This window comes from Streptomyces sp. NPDC041796, assembly GCF_055590785.1.
The window spans coordinates 37,973-56,305 of record NZ_JBVJAH010000023.1; the positions used below are offsets into that span (position 1 = coordinate 37,973).

The following is an 18,333-nucleotide window of genomic DNA, read 5'->3' on the forward strand; positions in this document are numbered from 1 at the left end:
GCGTATCAAGGCCGGATCTCCTTGAGGAGGGTTGCTTCAGACGGGGTGGCGTGCCGCCCCGGGCCCGGGAGGGGGCGCGGGGCGGCTTGAGGGACGCGGGGTGCTTCAGGCGCGCCAGGTGTCGTTCAGGACGACCGTCCCGGAGGCCGGGACGGTGGCCGTGCGGTTGGCTCCGGACTCCCAGGTGACGGCCCCGGCGGCGTTCTTGCGGACGTACTTGTACTGGAAGGACGTGCCGGCCGGGAGTGCCACGTCGAGCTTCCACACCGGGTAGGCGGCCGGGTCCAGCTTGGGCGCGGCGGCGGTGTTCCAGTTGCCGAGGGCGGCCAGGTTGCCGGTGACGTGGATGTTCTCGCCGGGGACCGTGGTGGCGTTCACGGCGAAGGACGCGCCCGTGGTGGCGGGCGGCGGGGTCGTGGTCCCGGCCCCGCAGGTGCGCGCCCCGGCGTGGAGCGCGACGGCCGTGCCCGCGCCGAGCGTCGCGGTGAACCGGCCGGAGCCGTCGACGGTCACCGGCCGGTTGTTCTGGACGTCGCAGTAGTCACCGGCCGGCAGCGACGTCTGGAAGGTACGGGTGAGGGCGGACGTCTCGTGGTTGATGGCGACGTACGCCTTGGTGCCGCGGCCGAAGGCGATCTGGTCGCCGCCGTTGTCCCACCAGTTCGTGACACCCTGACCGCGGGCCACGTTCCGGAAGGCGACCATGGAGGCGATCTCGCGCCAGGCGTGCTGGCACTTCCAGCCGTCGCTGTAGCAGGCGCTGACGTTGCCGCCGCTGGGCGGGCCGGCGTCCTTGTCGGTCCACTCGTAGCCGGAGTGGACGTCCGGGGAGCCGTAGGGCCAGGCCAGCATGAAGACGTTGGCGAGGGTGTAGGCGGAGCCGTTCTTGTAGTTCAGCGTGTCGCCGCCGCGCTCGGTGTCGTGGTTGTCGACGAAGACGCCGGACTTGCCGGACTCCATGTGGCCCCAGGCCTCACCGAAGTTCTTCAGGTACGCGAGGTTCTCGCCGAGGAAGACGCGCTTGAGGTCGCGGGCGTAGCGGAACTCCTGGACGTCGCCGTTGCCGAGGTACTCGCTGGGCGACACCGCCTCGCCGGCCCCGTGGATCGCCTCCTGCTTCCAGTAGACGCCGGGGTTGGTGAGCTTGGCCTTGATGGCGGCCAGGTCGCTCGCCGGCATGTGCTTGGCGGCGTCGACGCGGAAGCCGTCGACGCCGAGCGTCAGCAGGTCGTTCATATAGCCGGCGATCTTGGTGCGGACGTACTCCTCGCCGGTGTCGAGGTCGGCGAGGCCGACGAGCTCGCAGTTCTGGACGTTCGCCCGGTCCTGGTAGTTGGAGATCTGGGCGGTGCAGTCGTTCATGTCGGGCGCGGAGTACAGGCCGGGGTAGCCGTACTTGGTGTACGACGTGCCGCCGGTGCCGGTGCCGTTGCCCGCCGCCATGTGGTTGATGACGGTGTCGACGACGACCTTGACGCCCGCGCCGTGGCAGGTGTTCACCATGGACTGGAAGGCGGCGCGGTCACCGAGGCGGCCGGCGATGCGGTAGCTGACGGGCTGGTACGAGGTCCACCACTGGCTGCCCTGGATGTGCTCCTGCGGCGGGGAGACCTGGACGTACCCGTACCCGGCCGGGCCGAGGGTGTCGGTGCACGCCCTGGCCACCGAGGCGAAGGTCCACTCGAACATCACGGCGGTGACGTCCTTGTCGCCGGGCGGGACCGCCGCGGCCGGAGTGGGGGGCGCCGTGACGGCCACAGCGGCTCCCGCCACGAGGGCGAGTGCAGCGGCCACGGTCTTTCGGACCATGTTTCCTCCTGGGGAATGGGAGGTGCGGAGTGCGACGGTGCAGCCTCGTACGGCAACGCGCCATGCCCGCAAGGCCCTGTGAAGCTTCTTGCTGCAAGACAGCAGCAACAGTTTTCGGTCGTGACCGTACGAGGCCCCGCCGACGCGGTCAACCCTTTGGACACGCACGGTTTACGTGAGGGAAATCCGCCGAATCAAGGGCTGCAAGCTCTTTCGCAAGCACTTGCAGTGGTGTTACGTTCAACGACGACTCCGGTCCGGTCGGCCGGGGGTCCCCGTACCCCGGGGCCCCACGCGCCCGGCCGGCCGGGCCGGGCACGCCGGACCGGCCCCCGACCGGGGATTGGGCGGCGTCACGAGCCGGGAGGCCCGGGGCCGATGAAGACCCCGCCGCGCCCGATCACGGGCAGGCCCCGGGCCCCCTCACCCGCTCAGCCGTTCACCTGCGACCGGCGGTGGAACCCCGCACCACCAGCTCCGGCTGGAAGACGAACTCCGTGCGCTGCACCGGGTTGCCGTCGATCTCCTCCAGCAGCGCGTCCACCGCCGCCGTCGCCATCGCCTGCACCGGCTGCCGCACCGTCGTCAGCGGCGGGTCCGTGAACGCGATCAACGGCGAGTCGTCGAAGCCGACCACCGACACGTCCGCCGGCACGTCCAGGCCCCGCCCCCGCACCGCCCGTATGGCACCGAGCGCCATCAGGTCGCTCGCGCACACGATGCCCGTGCAGCCCTGGTCCAGCAGCGTCCCGGCCGCCGCGTGCCCGCCCTCGACCCCGAACAAGGTCTGCTGCACGCGCAGTTCCGCCTCCTCGGCGCCGACCCCGAGCATGCTCCGCAGCGCCGCTGTGAACCCCTCGGCCTTGCGCCGCGACGGGACGTACCGGGTCGGGCCGATGGCCAGCCCGATCCGCTCATGGCCCAGCTCGACGAGGTGCCGGACCGCCATGCGGGCGGCCGCGCGGTCGTCGGGCGAGACGAAATGGGCGTCGATGTGCTCGTTGAAGCCGTTGATCAGTACGAACGGCACGCCCCGGCCCGCCAGTCTGACGTACCGGGACGGGTCGGCGCTCGTGTCGGCGTGCAGCCCGGACAGGAACACGATGCCGGTGACACCGCGCTCCTCCAGCTGCTCGACCAGCTCGTCCTCGGTGGCGCCGCCCGGCATCTGGGTGCACAGCACGGGCGTGTAGCCGTGCCCGGCCAGCACCTGCTCGATGACCTGGGCGAACGCCGGGAAGATCGGGTTGGTCAGCTCGGGGATGACCAGACCCACCAGGCCGGCGCTGCGCCGCTTGAGGCGTACCGGCCGTTCGTAGCCGAGTACGTCCAGGGCGGCCAGCACCCGGGTCCTGGTGGGTCCGGCGACGCCCGCCTTGCCGTTGAGGACACGGCTGACCGTGGCCTCGCTGACGCGGGCCTGTGCCGCGATGTCCGCGAGCCGCGGGGCGCCCCCTCCTCCGTCGCCCCGCGGCTCGGTCCGTGCGTCGCCGCGAGGCGACAGGATCGTCACACCGCCCACCAGACGGTGGTGTCGGCGGGCAACTCGGCGGTGCCGTCCACGCTGACGCGCACCCGCTCGTTGGCGAGCAGCATCCGGCCCGGCACCGTTATCCGCACCGGGCTCCCCGTGGTGTTGGCGTGGCACATGAAGGCGCCGCGCCGGAAGGCCAGCACGCCCTCGGGCGCCTCCAGCCACTCCACGCCGTCGCCCGCGCCCAGCCCGGGCTGCTCGCGGCGCACCGCCAGGGCGTTGCGGTACAGCTCCAGCGTCGAGCCCGGGTCACCGGTCTGGGCCTCGACGCTCAAGGACCCCCAGGCCGCCGGCTGCGGCAGCCAGCTGCCGCCGTCGCCGAAGCCGTACGAGGAGCCCTGGACCGTCCACGGGATCGGCACCCGGCAGCCGTCGCGGAACCCGTCCTGTCCGGTCGCCCGGAAGAACGACGGGTCCTGGCGCACCTCGTCGGGCAGGTCGGTGACGTCCGGCAGGCCGAGCTCCTCGCCCTGGTAGACGTACGCGGAGCCGGGCAGCGCCAGCATCAGCAGGGTCGCCGCCCGTGCCCGGCGCAGCCCGAGCTCCCGGTCGCCGGGCGTGCGGAGCTGGGTGCCGAGGCCGGGCGGGTTGGCGAACCGGGTGGCGTGCCGGGTCACGTCGTGGTTGGACAGCACCCAGGTGGTGGGGGCGCCGACGGGGCGCATCGCGGCGAGCGAGGCGTCGATGACCTTGCGCAGTTCGGCGGCGTCCCAGTAGGTGCCCAGGTACTGGAAGTTGAACGCCTGGTGCATCTCGTCGGGGCGCACGTAGTTGGCGGTGCGCTCGACGGTCGGGGTCCAGGCCTCGGCGACCAGGACGCGCTCCCCGTCGTACTCCTCCAGGACCTGGCGCCAGCTGCGGTAGATCTCGTGGACGCCGTCCTGGTCGAAGAACGGCATGACGTCGTTCCCGAGCAGCTTGAGCTGGTCGTGGGCGCCGATGTCGGGCAGGCCTGCCGCCTTGACGAGGCCGTGGGCGACGTCGACACGGAAGCCGTCGACGCCCATGTCGAGCCAGAAGCGGAGGATGGAGCGGAACTCGTCGCGTACGGCGGGGTGTTCCCAGTTGAAGTCGGGCTGCTCGGGGGCGAACAGGTGCAGGTACCACTCGCCGTCCTCGACCCGCGTCCACGCCGGGCCGCCGAAGATGGACTCCCAGTCGTTCGGCGGCTCGGAGCCGTCGGCGCCGCGGCCGGGGCGGAAGTGGTAGCGCTCGCGCAGCGGCGACCCGGGGCCCTCGCGCAGCGCGCGCTGGAACCACTCGTGCTGGTCGGACGAGTGGTTGGGCACCAGGTCGACGATGATGCGCAGACCGAGCTGGTGGGCCTCGCGGATCAGCGCGTCGGCGTCGAGGAGGTTGCCGAACATGAGGTCGATGGCGCGGTAGTCGGCGACGTCGTACCCGGCGTCGGCCTGGGGCGAGGCGTAGAAGGGGCTGAGCCAGACGGCGTCGACGCCGAGGTCCTTCAGGTACGGCAGACGGCTGCGGATGCCTTCCAGGTCGCCCATGCCGTCGCCGTTGCCGTCGGCGAAGCTGCGCGGATAGACCTGGTAGATCACCGCGTCTCTCCACCAGCCGGTGTCCGTGCCGGTGGTACCGGTTGCGGGGGCGGCGGGGGCAGCGAGGTGCTGGGTCATGTCTTCCCTGGAGTGGAGGAGTGGAGCGGCCGCCGGCCCGGGAACAGGCCGGACCGGCGCCGCGGACCGGGATACGGAAGGGGCGTCGGGACGACGTGCGGCCCGCCCCCTTCGCGCGGGACGTGTCCGGCGCGCGGGGTGGGCGGGACACACGTGGTCCGCCGTTGCCCCTACGACTTGGTGGCGCCGGCCGTCAGGCCGGAGACCAGGTGGCGCTGGACGAGGCCGAAGACGACCGCGGCGGGCGCCGCGATCAGTACCGCCGCGGCGGTGAGCGAACCCCAGTCGGCCGTGTACTGGTTGACGAAGGTCTGCAGACCGCCCGCGAGGGTGAGGTTCTCCTCGCCGGTCATGAACGCGGACGCGTAGGCGACCTCGCCCCAGCCGGTGATGAAGGTGTAGAACGCGGTGACGGCCAGGCCCGGCTTCGCGAGCGGCATGATCAGCCGCCAGAAGGTGCCGAACGGGGTGAGCCCGTCGACCCGCCCCGCCTCGTCGATCTCGGCGGGGATGCCGTCGAAGTACCCCTTCATCATCCAGGCGCAGAACGGCACGGCGACGGTGAGGTAGGTGATGACCAGGCCGACCGGCTGGTTGAGCATGCCGAGCGAGGCCAGCAGGTTGTACAGCGGCACGATCAGGACGGCGACCGGGAACATCTGGGTGATCAGCAGCAGCCACATCAGGGGCCGCAGGCCCGGGAAGCGGAAGCGGCTGACGGCGTAGCCGGTGGTGGCCGAGATGAAGACGCCGATGACGGTGGTGATGCCGACGACGACCAGCGAGTTGCCGAGCCAGGCCAGGAACTGGGTGTCGGCGAGGACGTGGCTGTAGTTGCCGAGGGTGAAGTTCTTGACGACCGAGGTGTCGAAGGCGTCGGTCTTCGGCTTGAACGACGTGATCACCAGCCACAGCGGCGGGAAGACCGCGACGAGGGTGGCGACGAGCAGCGTCAGGTGCAGGCCCAGGGAGGCGAGCGGGGAACGCTCGCCCCGGGCCCGTACCTTACGGTGCCGAGAAGTCTGTGTGCTGGTGCTCACCACATGTCTCCCTGCTTGCGGAGCGCGCGGCGGTAGGCCACCGCGAAGAGCGACAGGAGCGCCAGGATCAGCACGCCCCAGGCCGCCGATCCCGCGAAGTCGCGGGGGCTGACGACGAACGAGAGCTTGTAGGCGTACGTCACCAGGATCTCGGTGGCGTCGCCCGGCCCGCCCCGGGTGAGCAGGAAGATCACCGGGAACATGTTGAACGTCCAGATGGAGCTGAGCAGGATCACCGTGCCGGAGACCGGCCGCAGCCCGGGCAGCGTGATGTGGCGGAACCGCTGCCAGGCGGTCGCGCCGTCCATCTCGGCGGCCTCGTACAGCTCACCTGGGATGGACTGCATGCCGCCCAGCATGGCGACGAGCATGAAGGGCACGCCGAGCCAGACGTTGACGGCGATCACCGAGACCTTGGCCCAGGTGGGGTCGTTCAGCCAGGAGATCGCGTCGATGCCGCCGCCGGCGAGGAGCTGGTTGAACAGGCCGCTGCGCTCGTTGAACAGCAGCCGCCAGGTGAAGACGGAGACGAAGGCCGGCACGGCCCACGGCAGGATCAGGGCCATGCGGTAGAAGGTGCGGCCCCTGAGCTTGCGGTTGAGCATGTTGGCCAGGACGAGGCCGAGGGTGAAGGACAGGGCGACACAGCTGACGGTCCAGACCACGGTCCAGCCGAGCCGGTCCCAGAAGACGTTGTCGGTCAGGACGGCCTTGTAGTTCTCGAGGCCGACGAACTCGTACGTCGCGGGGATGTGGTTGATGCCGATCGTGCGCTCGACGTTGGCCTCGTTGGCGTCCGTCAGCGACAGGTAGATGCCGCGCACCAGCGGGTAACCGATGATCACGCCGATCACGGTCACGACGGGAGCGACCATGCTCCAGGCGTACCAGTGGGTGCTCAGCGCTCTGCGCAGGCGGCCCGGACCCGGCGATCCCGGGGTGTTCTCAGTGCGGTGGCCGCGGCCGCGGGCGCTCCTGGCGCCCGCGGCCTTCGCCACCGACTGGCTGGTCTCGACAGCCATTGGTCGGTCAGCCCTTCCCACTGCTTACTTGTAGTCCTTGAGCATCTTGCGGTAGGCGTCGCCCGTCTCCTGGGCGGCCTTCTCCGGGGTGGTCTTGCCGCCCAGGACGTTGGCCATCTGGAGGCGGATCGGCTCGAAGAGCGCGTTGCCCTGCGGGATCCAGGGGCGCTCGACGGCCTTGTCGACGGCCGGCTTGAAGAACTGGACCATCTCGTTGCTCGACACGCTCGGCTTGGTGTAGACCGAGAGGCGGGTGGGCAGCAGGCTGAGCTTCTCGGTGGTCTCCTGCTGGACCTTGGCGGAGCTCATGTACTTGGCGAACTCGTAGGACGCGTCGAGGTTCTTGGAACCGGCGTAGACGGAGAGGTTCCAGCCGCCCTGCGGGGAGCCCTGCCCGGCGCTTCCGGCCGGGACGGGGGCGATGCCCAGGTTCTTCGGGTCCTTGAACTCGGCGCCGGCGCGGGAGTCGGCGATGGCCCACGGGCCGTTGAGCATCATCGCGACCTTGCCGGACTTGAACGCGTTCTGCATGTTGTTCCAGCCGTCGGAGGCGTCGGTGATCGCCGCCTTCGAGTCGACCAGGTCCTTGATCGTCTTGTACGCGTTGACGCCGGCCGGGTCGTCGATCGTGACCTTCTTGCCCTCGGCGTCGACCAGGTCGCCACCCTCGCCGTAGAGGAAGGACAGGAACCAGTACGGGTCGTCGCCGCGCAGGTAGAGGCCGGTCTTGCCGGGCCACTTCTTGCTGACCTTCGCCGAGGCCTCCTTCAGCGCCTTCAGGTTCGTGGGAACCTCGGCGCCGGCCTCCTTGAGCATCTTCTTGTTGTAGAAGAGCGCCATGGTGTCGATGACCTGCGGCACCGCGTAGGTCTTGTCGTTGAACTTGGTGCTCGCGGCGGCCTGCGGCAGCCAGTCGCCCTGGTTCTCGATGGCGCGGGTGCCGTCCAGCGGGGCGAGGTAGCCGAGGCTGGCGAAGTCGGCGACCCAGGCGACCTCGGTGCGCATCACGTCGGGGGCGCCGGAGTTGCCGCCCGCCGCGTTCTTGAACTTGGCGTTGGCCTCGCCGAACGGCACGCTGACGTACTTGACCTTCACCTTGGGGTGCAGCTTGGTGAAGCCCTCGGCCAGGGACTGGTACGTCGCCTTCTCGGCCTCGTTCGAGGTGTCCCAGAAAGTGACGGTGCCGGACAGCTCGCCAGAGCTGTTGGACCCGCCCTGATCGCCGCCGTCGCCTCCGCACGCCGCGGTCGTCAGACCGAGGGCCGCGACCAGCGCGGTGGCCGCTATGCCACGCCGCATGTGAACTCCTTCAACTGATCCCGGGAAGACGAAGGCGGATCACATGTCTGGATCTCGTGCCTCCTGCAGACCGCTCCCTCGCGGTGCGCCGGGTTGCCAGGAACGTAACAGGGATGAAAACGAGCCGAAAGACCTTGCGGCAAATTTCTGCAAGGCGCTCTGATCGTTACATCCACGTGTCCCTACAGTTGCCGACGCATCGCTTGACAGCCGCGGCGGGGCGGGCTTGCGCGGGCCCGGAGAGCTCTGCAAGCCTTTTCGTAAGGACTTGCAGGAGCGTTTCATTACCGCTCTCACCTCGTTAGATGTACGCAGCCCCCATCCCGGCCCACCGAGAGGGACACCGCACATGGCCCACGAGCTGACCTCGTCCGTCCAGGCGCCGGAGGATCCGCGCCGTGCAAACTCTTCCAGCGGCCGCCCGGACTGGTGGCGCGAGGCCGTCATCTATCAGGTGTACGTCAGGTCCTTCGCGGACAGCGACGGCGACGGCATCGGCGATCTGCGCGGGGCCCGTGAGCGGCTCCCCCACCTGGCGCGACTGGGCGCCGACGCGGTGTGGCTCACCCCCTTCTACGCCTCGCCCCAGGCCGACGGCGGCTACGACGTGGCGGACTACCGGGCCGTCGACCCCCTCTTCGGGGACCTCGCGGACGCGGACGACCTGGTGCGCACGGCCCACGAACTGGGGCTGCGGGTGATCGTCGACATCGTCCCGAACCACACCTCGGACCGGCACCCCTGGTTCCGCGAGGCGCTCGCCGGCCGGGGGCGCGAGCGCTACCACTTCCGCCCCGGCAAGGGGCCGGACGGTTCCCTGCCGCCCAACGACTGGGAGTCCGTCTTCGGCGGCCCGGCCTGGACCCGCGTGCCCGACGGCGACTGGTACCTGCACCTGTTCGCTCCCGAGCAGCCGGACCTGAACTGGGACAACGAGGAGGTCAGAGCCGAGTTCGAGTCGGTGTTCCGGTTCTGGCTGGACCTCGGGGTCGACGGGTTCCGCGTCGACGTCGCCCACGGCATGGTCAAGGCCCCCGGGATGCCCGACATCGGGCACGGCGAGCAGGCCCGGCTGATCGGCACCCAGCAGCTGCCGTTCTTCGACCAGGACGGCGTCCATGAGATCCACCGCGCCTGGCGGCGGCTCCTGGACACCTACGAGGGCGAGCGCATCGCCGTCGCCGAGGCGTGGGCGCCGTCGGCCGAGCGGCTGGCCCTGTACGTACGCCCCGACGAGCTGCACCAGGCGTTCAACTTCCAGTTCCTGAACTGCCCCTGGGACGCGGCCGCACTGCGGAGGGTCATCGACGACTCGCTGCGGGCCACCACCTCGGTGGGCGCCCCGACCACCTGGGTGCTGTCCAACCACGACGTGGTCCGCCACACCACCCGGTACGGATCCGGCGCCGCCGGGCTGCGGCGGGCGCGGGCGGCCGCGCTGCTGATGCTGGCGCTCCCCGGCTCGGCGTACGTCTACCAGGGCGAGGAGCTCGGGCTGCCCGAGGTCACGGAGCTGCCCGACGAGGCCCGCCAGGACCCCGCCTTCCAGCGCGGCGAGGGCCAGGACGGGCTGCGCGACGGGTGCCGGGTGCCCATCCCGTGGACGCCGGAGGGCCCGTCGTACGGCTTCGGCCCGGGCGGCAGCTGGCTCCCGCAGCCGCCCGAGTGGCGGGAGCTGTCGGTGGAGGCCCAGACCGGCGACCCGCACTCGACGCTGGAGCTGTACCGCGGGGCGCTCGCGATGCGCCGCGACCACCCGGCGCTCGGCGCGGGCGACGCGGTGGAGTGGCTGCCCGCGCCCGACGGGGTCCTGGCCTTCCGCCGCCGCGCGAAGGAGGGCGCCGGCACCGGCCCCGGGCAGGGCGACCTGATCTGCACGGTCAACCTCACCGACCGCCCGGTCGCCCTCCGCGCCCCGGGCAGCCGGGTGCTGCTGTCCAGCACGGCTCCCCCGTCTCCGGACGGCGGACCGGACGGCGCCGCTCCGGCCGACGGTGACGGCCGGGCCCCCTGCCGGAGCGCGGCCCACGGCGGCGGCGGGCAGACGGACGGCACCGCCGCCCTCGCGGGCAAAGTACCGCCGCCCGCTCGCGAGTTGGCGGCCGAGGCGGGCTCCGGCGACGGCGGACGGACCGTCCTCCTCGCACCGGAGTCCTGCGTCTGGTGGGCAAGCTGACGTGCGGCCGGTACAGTCGCATCTCATGACCGCGCGGCTAGCCGACATCGCAGCCCAGGCGGGGGTCAGCGAAGCCACAGTCAGCCGCGTGCTCAACGGCAAGCCCGGCGTGGCGGCGGCCACCCGCCAGTCCGTGCTGGCCGCCCTCGACGTCCTCGGCTACGAACGCCCCGTACGGCTGCGCCAGCGCAGTGCCGGACTGGTCGGGCTGATAACCCCCGAGCTGGACAACCCCATCTTCCCGGCCCTGGCGCAGGTCATCGGCCAAGCCCTGACCCGCCAGGGCTACACCCCCGTCCTCGCCACCCAGACCCCCGGCGGGTCCACCGAGGACGAACTCACGGAAATGCTCGTCGAGCGGGGCGTCTCCGGCATCATCTTCGTCTCCGGTCTGCACGCCGACACCACCGCCGACATGACGCGCTACGACCAGCTGCGCGGCAAGGGCGTCCCGTACGTCCTCATCAACGGCTTCTCCCCCAAGGTGCAGGCGCCGTTCGTCTCCCCCGACGACCGTGCCGCGATGCAGCTCGCCGTCACCCACCTCGCCTCGCTCGGCCACACCCGGATCGGCCTCGCGGTCGGCCCGAAGCGGTTCGTACCCGTGCTGCGCAAGATCGAGGGCTTCCGGCTGGGCATGCAGGCGCGGCTCGGGCTGGAGCCGGAGCAGTGCGAGGAGCTCATCCAGCACTCGCTGTACACCCTGGAGGGCGGCCAGGCCGCCGCGACCGCGCTGATCGACCGCGGCTGCACCGCGGTCGTCTGCGCCAGCGACATGATGGCACTGGGTGCCATCCGCGCTGCCCGTCAGCAAGGCCTGCACGTCCCCCGGGACGTCTCCGTCGTCGGCTTCGACGACTCGCCCCTCATAGCCTTCACGGACCCCCCGCTGACCACCATCCGCCAGCCCGTCCAGGCGATGGGCCAGGCGGCGGTGCGGGCCCTGCTGGAAGAGGTCGGCGGCACCCCCGCCCCCCACAGTGAATTCGTGTTCATGCCCGAGCTGGTCGTCCGTGGATCCACCGCCTCCGGCCCCCAGGGGCAGCGCTCCCCCGAGAAGGCCCCCCACGGGTCCCCCGCAAGGCCATCCTCCGAAAGGCGTAGCGATGGCGTCGAGGACCAGACTGACGGATGATCGACCGAGTAGACCTATCTGGCAGACTCTTGGCCCATGGGTGACACGACTGTGAGGACACTGGAAGGCCGCGAGGCCCCGGCACCACCGGTGGATTCACCCATCGAAGAAGGTCCGGCCCGCCTGGCGGACAGCCGGACCGTGTGGCAGCGAATGCGCGCGCCCCGCCGCCCCCGCATCTGGTTCGAGATCCTTCTGATCGCGGTGAGCTACTGGACCTACTCGCTGATCCGCAACGCCGTGCCGGAACAGAAGGCCGAGGCGCTGCGCAACGCCGACTGGATCTGGCGGGCCGAGCAGTCCCTCGGCATCGCCGTCGAGAAGACGGTCAACCACGCCGTGGACTCCGTGACGTGGCTGATCGTGGGCATGAACTACTACTACGCCACGCTGCACTTCATCGTCACGATCGGTGTCCTGGTGTGGCTGTACCGGTGGCATTCCGGCAGGTACGCCGCCACCCGCCTGGTGCTGTTCTCCACCACCGGTGTCGCCCTGCTCGGCTACTACCTGTACCCGCTGGCCCCGCCGCGCCTGATGACCTCCGAGAGGTTCATCGACACCGTGCTGGTGCACCGCACCTGGGGCTCGATGGCGTCGGGCGACCTGAAGAACATGTCGAACCAGTACGCGGCGATGCCGTCCATGCACATCGGGTGGTCGCTGTGGTGCGGCCTGACCATATTCGCCCTGGCGAAGGCGCCCTGGGCGAAGATCCTCGGGCTGCTCTACCCCACCGCCACCCTCGTCGTCATCGTCGCCACCGCCAACCACTTCTGGCTGGACGCGGTCGGCGGCCTGATCTGCCTGGCGTTCGGCTACACACTGGCGTACGTCTGGTACGGCAGCGTGCCGCACCGGCTGCCACGCCATGTGGCGGCGCGGGCCGACAGCCCGCTCGCCGCGTCGGCCCAGCGCTGACACCGGCGTTTCAGCCGCCGTAGAACAGCTCCTCCACCACCGCCCGCGCCCGGCGGGTCGTACGGCGGTAGTCCTCGACCATCTCACCGGCGTGACCGGGCCCGTACCCCAGGTAGCGGCCGACCGCGGCCAGCTCGCGGGCGTCGGACGGGAAGGTGTCGCCGGCCCGGCCGCGTACCAGCATCACGCCGTTGCGGACCCGGGTGGCGAGCACCCAGGCCTCGTCCAGGGTCCGGGCGTCCTGGTCGGCGATCAGGCCCGCCTCCCGGGCGGCGGCCAGCGCCCGGCGGGTGCGGGTGGTGCGCAGGGCGGGCACGGCGTGGCCGTGGCGCATCTGCAGGAGCTGGACGGTCCACTCGACGTCGGACAGGCCGCCGCGGCCCAGCTTGGTGTGCAGGGCCGGGTCCGCGCCGCGCGGCAGCCGTTCCGTCTCCATACGGGCCTTCAGCCGCCGGATCTCGCGCACGGCCGCGTCGTCCAGGCCCTGCTCCGGGTAGCGCAGCGGGTCGGCCAGCTCCATGAAACGCCGGCCGAGGTCCCGGTCGCCGGCCATCGGCTCGGCGCGCAGCAGCGCCTGGCTCTCCCAGCCCAGCGACCAGCGGCGGTAGTAGGCCGCGTACGACTTGAGGGTGCGCACCAGGGGCCCGCTCTTGCCCTCGGGGCGCAGGTCCGCGTCGATGAGCAGCGGCGGGTCGGCCGTCGGCAGCTGGAGCAGCCGCCGCATCTCGGCGACCACCGCGTTCGCCGCCCGCGCCGCCTCCTGCTCGTCGACGCCCTCGCGCGGCTCGTGCACGAACAGCACGTCCGCGTCCGACCCGTAGCCCAGCTCATGGCCGCCGAAACGGCCCATGCCGATGACGGCGAACCGGGTGGGCAGCGTGTCGCCCCACTGCTCGCGCACGGCGGCCCGCAGGGCGCCCGCGATGGTCGCCGCGTTCAGGTCGGTGATCGCCTGGCCGACGCGGTCCACGAGGGCGCCCGGGTCGGCCTCCGCCGGGCTGTCCTCCGTGCCGTACGAGCCGATGATGTCGGCGGCGGCGGTGCGGAACAGCTCCCGGCGCCGTACGCCACGGGCCACGGCGACCGCCAGCTCGGCGTCCTCGGCGCGGCCGACCGCCGCGAGGATCTCCGGCTCCAGATGGTCGCGGCCGCGCGGCTGGAGCCCCTCGGGCGCGCCCAGGATGGCCACCGCCTCCGGGGCGCGCAGCAGCAGGTCGGGGGCGAGGCGTCCGGCCGACAGGACCCTGGCCAGGTTCTCCGCCGCCGCGCCCTCGTCCCGCAGCAGCCGCAGGTACCAGGGCGTCTTGCCCAGGGCGTCCGACACCTTGCGGAAGCCCAGCAGCCCGGCGTCCGGATCGGCCGAGTCGGCGAACCAGCCCAGCAGCACGGGCAGCAGCGTCCGCTGGATCGCGGCCTTCCGGGTGACCCCGGACGACAGCGCCTCCAGGTGCCGGAGAGCAGCCGTGGGATCGGCGTACCCGAGCGCCTCCAGCCGCTGCCCGGCGGCCTTGGCGCTCAGCCGCGTCTCGCCCGGCGTGAGCTGGGCGACGGCGTCCAGCAGCGGCCGGTAGAACAGCTTCTCGTGCAGCCGCCGCACCACCGCGGCGTGGCGCCGCCACTCCCGGTTCAGCTCGGCGACCGGGTCGGTGCGCAGCCCCATGGACCGGCCCAGCCGCCGCAGGTCGTCCTCGGCCTCCGGCACCAGGTGCGTACGGCGCAGCCGGAAGAGCTGGATGCGGTGCTCCATCGCCCGCAGGAACCGGTACGCCTCGTCGAGCTGGGCGGCGTCGGCCCGCCCCACGTAACCACCGGCCGCCAGCGCCTTGAGCGCCTCCAGGGTCGTCCCGCTGTACAGGGTGGCGTCACTGCGGCCGTGCACCAACTGGAGCAGCTGCACCGCGAACTCGACGTCCCGGAGCCCGCCCGGGCCCAGCTTCAGCTCGCGGTCGACCTGCGCGACCGGGATGTTGTCCACCACGCGGCGGCGCATCTTCTGCACGTCGGCGACGAAGTTCTCCCGCTCGGCGGCCTGCCACACCAGGGGTGAGACGGCCTCGACGTACGCGGCGCCGAGCCGCGGGTCCCCGGCCACCGGGCGTGCCTTGAGCAGGGCCTGGAACTCCCACGTCTTGGCCCAGCGCTGGTAGTAGGCGAGGTGGCTCGACAGGGTCCGCACCAGGGGCCCGTTCCTGCCCTCGGGGCGCAGATTGGCGTCGACCGGCCAGATCGTGCCCTCCACCGTCTGCTCGGAGCAGATGCGCATCAGGTGCGAGGCCAGGCGGGTCGCGGCCTGGAGCGCCTTGCCCTCGTCGGCGCCGTCGACGGGCTCACCGACGAAGATGACGTCCACGTCGGAGACGTAGTTCAGCTCGTTGCCGCCGCACTTGCCCATCGCGATGACCGCGAGCCGGCACAGTGCGGCGTCCTCCGGCGCGGCCGCGCTCGCCAGGGCGAGGGCCTTGCGGAGGGTGGCCGTGGCGAGGTCGGCGAGCTCCGCGGCGGTCTCGGCGATGTCGGTGGTGCCGCACACGTCGCGGGCCGCTATGGCCAGCAGGCAGCGGCGGTAGGCGACACGCAGTGACACGGTGTCGGTCGCCCCGGCGAGCCCGCGCTCGAAGTCGGCGACGCCCGGGTGCAGGTCGGCCGACTCGTACGTGACGAGCGCCTCCCAGTCGCGCGGGTGCCGGGCCAGGTGGTCGGCCAGCGCCTCGGAGGCGCCGAGCACGCCGAGCAGCCGGTCGCGCAGCGGCTTGGCGCTCAGGACGGTACCGAGGAGCTGCCGGCCGTCGTCGCCCTGCGCCTCGGCGAGCCGGACGAGTCCGCGCAGCGCGAGGTCGGGATCGGCGGTGGCACCGAGCGCGTCCAGCAGCACCGGGTCGCCGCGCACCGAGGACAGCACGGGCAGGTCCAGGAGCCGCTCGGCGGCGGACGGATCGGTGAAGCCGTGCCGCAGCAGTCGGGTGAACGTACTGCTCCTGCGCCCCGGCCCGGTCATGACTCCCCTTTCCGAGGCTCGCCACTCGCCTTCCACGTGTCCGAGCCTATCGGCCCCCGGTGACACCGCCCGGCGGGACCCGGCACCCGCATCGCCCGGCCCGCCCCGCGCGTGAGGCACTTCCCGCCCCGGGCGTGAGGCACCCCACACCGCCTCCTATGAACCGGATGGCGGCAATGCCCCTCTTCTCCCCCGGTTCGCCCCCTCCACCCCGCGTAACGGAAGCCGCCGCCCATGCCTCGCCCCGCCCTGTCCTCCTCCGTCCGCCGTGCCGTGCTCGTGACCGCGCCGATCGCCGTGCTGCTCGCGATCACGGGCGGGACGCTGGCGGTCACCGCCGGGTCGTCGGACGCGTCGGACGTACCCAGCCGGGGCGTGCCCGAGGCGGAGGCGGTGAAGCCGGTGCGGACCAGCGGCGAGGCGGTCGTGCAGATCATGGCCCACCCGGACGACGACCTGTTCTTCATGAACCCGGACACCAGCCGGTCCATCGCCTCCGGCCGCAGCCTCACGTCCGTCTACCTCACCGCCGGTGAGTCCGACGGCCGCAACGCCCGGCGCCAGGACCCCGCTCCGCCCGCCGACAAGGCGGCGTACGCGGAGGCCCGGCAGAACGGCATACGCGCCGCGTACGCCGAGATGGCCACCGGCAACCGCACCAGCCCCTGGGACCGCACGTCCGTCGCCACGGCCGGCGGCGGCCGGGCCGAGCTGGACACGCTGCGCGCCAAGCCGCAGATCAGCCTGGTGTGGCTCCAGCTCCGCGAGGCGGGCAGCATCTCCGGCGACCGGCCGCACAGCCTGCACGGCCTGTGGGACGGCCGCGTGGAGCGCCTGGAGTCCCAGCTCGCCGCGGGGTCCCCGGTCCAGGAGGACTTCTCGTACACCAGGGCCGGGACCATCGAGACGATCACCGGCGTCCTCGACCGCTTCAAGCCGACCTTCGTCCGGCTCATGGACCCGACGCCGGGCCGCAACGACAAGACCGGCAAGCTCTCCGACCACCAGGACCACATGTACGGCGCCCGCTTCGCACAGGCGGCGCTCGCCCGGTACGCGGAGAAGCAGGGGCGCCCGGCCTTCGCCGTACAGAACCACCTCGGCTACTCGACCGGCGGCATGCCGCACTCCCTGGACCCGCGCACCACCGAGGCGAAGCTGCGCACCCTGAAGACGTACGCGTGGTGGGACCACACCGACTACTGCGAGGACCCGGCCGGCTGCGGCGACCGCAAGGTGGCGGCGCGTCCCGCCGGGCACGGCTGGGCGCAGTCGATCCGGTACTCCCGCGGGGATTCGGCCTCCTGGGTGCAGCAGGGCGTGCGCGGCGGCGAGCTGTACGCGTTCTCGGTGCTGGACGGCCGGCTGGCCGTGTGGCACAAGAAGGGCACGGCCGAGTGGACCGGTCCGGTCCTCCAGCCGGGCACCGGCCTGGACAGCGGGGTGACCTCGGTGCGGCTGCCGGACGGGCGGATCGCAGTGTTCGGCACGCGGACCGAACTCGACGGGGAGTACCGCCGTGAGGTGGTGACGTCCGTGCAGCAGGCGCCGGGCGGGGCGTTCGGCGCGTGGCGTTCGCTGGGGACCCCGGAGCGGGACGACGAGACCGGGACGTCCGACATCAGCCTGCCGGCGGTCCTGGTGGACCGGGCGGGCCTGATGTCGGTGTACGTGCGCGACGCCGGGCACACGATGCGGGTCAGCGTCCAGCGGGCGGACGGCGGCTGGTCGCCGTGGCGGTCGGCCGGGGGGCGGGACCTGCGGGGCGACCCGGTGGCGGCGACGGACGCGAAGGGGCGCGGCCATGTGTTCGCGGGCACGCCGAAGACGGTTCTGGCGTGGACGCAGGCGGCTCCGGGCGGGCCGGTGACCGGCCCGGTGCCGACCGGGCTGCCGGCCACGACGGGGGCGCTGAGCGCCGCGCCCGACGGTGCCGACGGGGTGCGGCTGCTGTTCCGCAAGCCGGCCTCCGGGGACGTCCGCTGGGCCCGCTTCGCGGGGAGCGGCCACGCCTCGCCGGTACGGGACGTGCCGGGCGGTGTCGCGGGCCACGGCGCGGTGGCCTCGTCGGGCGACCGGCTGGCCGTGCGCGGCGGCGACGGCGCGGCGGCCACGGCGCGGGCCGGGGGCCGGTGGGTGAGCCGGGGGCCGCTGTTCGCCGGTGCCCCTGCGGCCGCCCCGGCGGGCTTCGCGACGCTGGGCCTGGACGGCCGGCTGAACTGGTCGCCGTGGGAGCGATGAGTCGGCGCCGCGCGCCGAGTCCGGCTTTGATGGACGTACTCACCGACGGAGGAGAAGCATGAACTGGACCCTCGAAGTCGTCCTCGTCCCGGCCACCGACCTGGACCGGGCGAAGGACTTCTACGGCACGAAGTGCGGATTCACGGTCGACCTGGACACGGAGGTGGCCCCGGGGATCCGCATCATCCAGCTCACCCCGCCGGGCTCGCGCTGCTCGATCGCCCTGCAGAGCGGTATGCCCGCGGCGCCGGGCGAGAAAGTGATGACCCCCGGCTCGCTGCACGGCCTCCAGCTCTGCGTGACCGACATCGAGGCGGCCCGCGAGCAGCTCGTCTCACAGGGCGTGGAGGTGAGCCCCGTCCAGCACGTGGGCCCGGACGGCTGGGCGGAGGGCAAGGGCGAGACGTGGAACTCGTTTCTGTTCTTCAAGGACCCGGACGGCAACGGCTGGACGGTCCAGGAGGCGCCGTCGGAGCTGTCGGAGCGCTAGGGCGGCCGTCGCGTACCCGGCGGCCGGGGTTGTG

At 72.1% G+C, this 18,333-nt stretch carries 12 protein-coding genes; 5 read left to right on the plus strand and 7 right to left on the minus strand.

Annotated elements, in window-relative coordinates:
• Positions 1-105 precede the first annotated feature (105 nt).
• The 6 genes from ACZ6C1_RS32655 to ACZ6C1_RS32680 form a co-directional block, all read right to left on the minus strand.
• Positions 106-1,809: a carbohydrate-binding module family 20 domain-containing protein gene (locus ACZ6C1_RS32655; protein WP_469245974.1), complete on the minus strand. Its 1,704-nt coding sequence runs from the start codon at positions 1,807-1,809 to the stop codon at positions 106-108.
• Positions 1,810-2,248: 439 nt separating this feature from the next.
• Positions 2,249-3,331, minus strand: coding sequence for a LacI family DNA-binding transcriptional regulator (locus ACZ6C1_RS32660; RefSeq protein WP_469245976.1), 1,083 nt, complete (start codon positions 3,329-3,331; stop codon positions 2,249-2,251).
• Positions 3,319-4,980: a glycoside hydrolase family 13 protein gene (locus ACZ6C1_RS32665; RefSeq protein ID WP_469245978.1), complete on the minus strand. Its 1,662-nt coding sequence runs from the start codon at positions 4,978-4,980 to the stop codon at positions 3,319-3,321. Before ACZ6C1_RS32665 ends, ACZ6C1_RS32660 begins: the two co-directional genes overlap by 13 nt.
• A gap of 170 nt (positions 4,981-5,150) precedes the next feature.
• On the minus strand, positions 5,151-6,020 hold the full coding sequence (locus tag ACZ6C1_RS32670) for a sugar ABC transporter permease (RefSeq protein ID WP_469245979.1): 870 nt from the start codon (positions 6,018-6,020) through the stop codon (positions 5,151-5,153).
• Positions 6,017-7,042, minus strand: coding sequence for a carbohydrate ABC transporter permease (locus ACZ6C1_RS32675; protein ID WP_469245981.1), 1,026 nt, complete (start codon positions 7,040-7,042; stop codon positions 6,017-6,019). Before ACZ6C1_RS32675 ends, ACZ6C1_RS32670 begins: the two co-directional genes overlap by 4 nt.
• A 24-nt stretch (positions 7,043-7,066) precedes the next feature.
• Positions 7,067-8,341 carry an extracellular solute-binding protein gene (locus tag ACZ6C1_RS32680; RefSeq protein ID WP_469245983.1) on the minus strand — a complete coding sequence of 425 codons (1,275 nt, stop codon included), beginning with the start codon at positions 8,339-8,341 and terminating at the stop codon, positions 7,067-7,069.
• Positions 8,342-8,690: 349 nt separating this feature from the next.
• Between ACZ6C1_RS32680 and ACZ6C1_RS32685 the strand changes: the two genes are divergently transcribed.
• Genes ACZ6C1_RS32685 through ACZ6C1_RS32695 form a run of 3 tightly spaced genes read left to right on the plus strand, consistent with a single transcriptional unit; the run spans position 8,691 to position 12,573 of the window.
• Entirely contained in the window at positions 8,691-10,517 is a 1,827-nt protein-coding gene (locus ACZ6C1_RS32685; protein ID WP_469245984.1) for a glycoside hydrolase family 13 protein, read from the plus strand.
• A 25-nt stretch (positions 10,518-10,542) separates the two neighbouring features.
• On the plus strand, positions 10,543-11,652 hold the full coding sequence (locus ACZ6C1_RS32690) for a LacI family DNA-binding transcriptional regulator (protein ID WP_469245985.1): 1,110 nt from the start codon (positions 10,543-10,545) through the stop codon (positions 11,650-11,652).
• A 36-nt stretch (positions 11,653-11,688) separates the two neighbouring features.
• Positions 11,689-12,573 carry a phosphatase PAP2 family protein gene (locus tag ACZ6C1_RS32695; RefSeq protein ID WP_469245987.1) on the plus strand — a complete coding sequence of 295 codons (885 nt, stop codon included), beginning with the start codon at positions 11,689-11,691 and terminating at the stop codon, positions 12,571-12,573.
• Between the two features lie 10 nt (positions 12,574-12,583).
• On the opposite strand, the gene ACZ6C1_RS32700 is transcribed toward ACZ6C1_RS32695, so the two are convergent.
• Positions 12,584-15,568, minus strand: a complete 2,985-nt coding sequence (locus ACZ6C1_RS32700) for a bifunctional [glutamine synthetase] adenylyltransferase/[glutamine synthetase]-adenylyl-L-tyrosine phosphorylase (RefSeq protein WP_469245989.1) — start codon at positions 15,566-15,568, stop codon at positions 12,584-12,586.
• A gap of 234 nt (positions 15,569-15,802) precedes the next feature.
• On the opposite strand from ACZ6C1_RS32700, the gene ACZ6C1_RS32705 reads away from it, so the two are divergent.
• Positions 15,803-17,809, plus strand: a complete 2,007-nt coding sequence (locus tag ACZ6C1_RS32705) for a PIG-L family deacetylase (protein WP_469245991.1) — start codon at positions 15,803-15,805, stop codon at positions 17,807-17,809.
• A 58-nt stretch (positions 17,810-17,867) separates the two neighbouring features.
• Entirely contained in the window at positions 17,868-18,299 is a 432-nt protein-coding gene (locus ACZ6C1_RS32710; RefSeq protein WP_469245993.1) for a VOC family protein, read from the plus strand.
• The last annotated feature ends 34 nt before the right edge of the window (positions 18,300-18,333 follow it).

What these genes read in the sequence shown, in the direction of transcription:
- ACZ6C1_RS32655 (WP_469245974.1), bottom strand. Translation starts at nt 1,809, where the DNA reads ATGGTCCGAAAGACCGTGGCCGCTGCACTCGCCCTCGTGGCGGGAGCC.
- ACZ6C1_RS32665 (WP_469245978.1), bottom strand. Translation starts at nt 4,980, where the DNA reads ATGACCCAGCACCTCGCTGCCCCCGCCGCCCCCGCAACCGGTACCACC.
- ACZ6C1_RS32675 (WP_469245981.1), bottom strand. Translation starts at nt 7,042, where the DNA reads ATGGCTGTCGAGACCAGCCAGTCGGTGGCGAAGGCCGCGGGCGCCAGG.
- ACZ6C1_RS32680 (WP_469245983.1), bottom strand. Translation starts at nt 8,341, where the DNA reads ATGCGGCGTGGCATAGCGGCCACCGCGCTGGTCGCGGCCCTCGGTCTG.
- ACZ6C1_RS32685 (WP_469245984.1), top strand. Translation starts at nt 8,691, where the DNA reads ATGGCCCACGAGCTGACCTCGTCCGTCCAGGCGCCGGAGGATCCGCGC.
- ACZ6C1_RS32690 (WP_469245985.1), top strand. Translation starts at nt 10,543, where the DNA reads ATGACCGCGCGGCTAGCCGACATCGCAGCCCAGGCGGGGGTCAGCGAA.
- ACZ6C1_RS32695 (WP_469245987.1), top strand. Translation starts at nt 11,689, where the DNA reads ATGGGTGACACGACTGTGAGGACACTGGAAGGCCGCGAGGCCCCGGCA.
- ACZ6C1_RS32700 (WP_469245989.1), bottom strand. Translation starts at nt 15,568, where the DNA reads ATGACCGGGCCGGGGCGCAGGAGCAGTACGTTCACCCGACTGCTGCGG.
- ACZ6C1_RS32705 (WP_469245991.1), top strand. Translation starts at nt 15,803, where the DNA reads ATGCCTCGCCCCGCCCTGTCCTCCTCCGTCCGCCGTGCCGTGCTCGTG.
- ACZ6C1_RS32710 (WP_469245993.1), top strand. Translation starts at nt 17,868, where the DNA reads ATGAACTGGACCCTCGAAGTCGTCCTCGTCCCGGCCACCGACCTGGAC.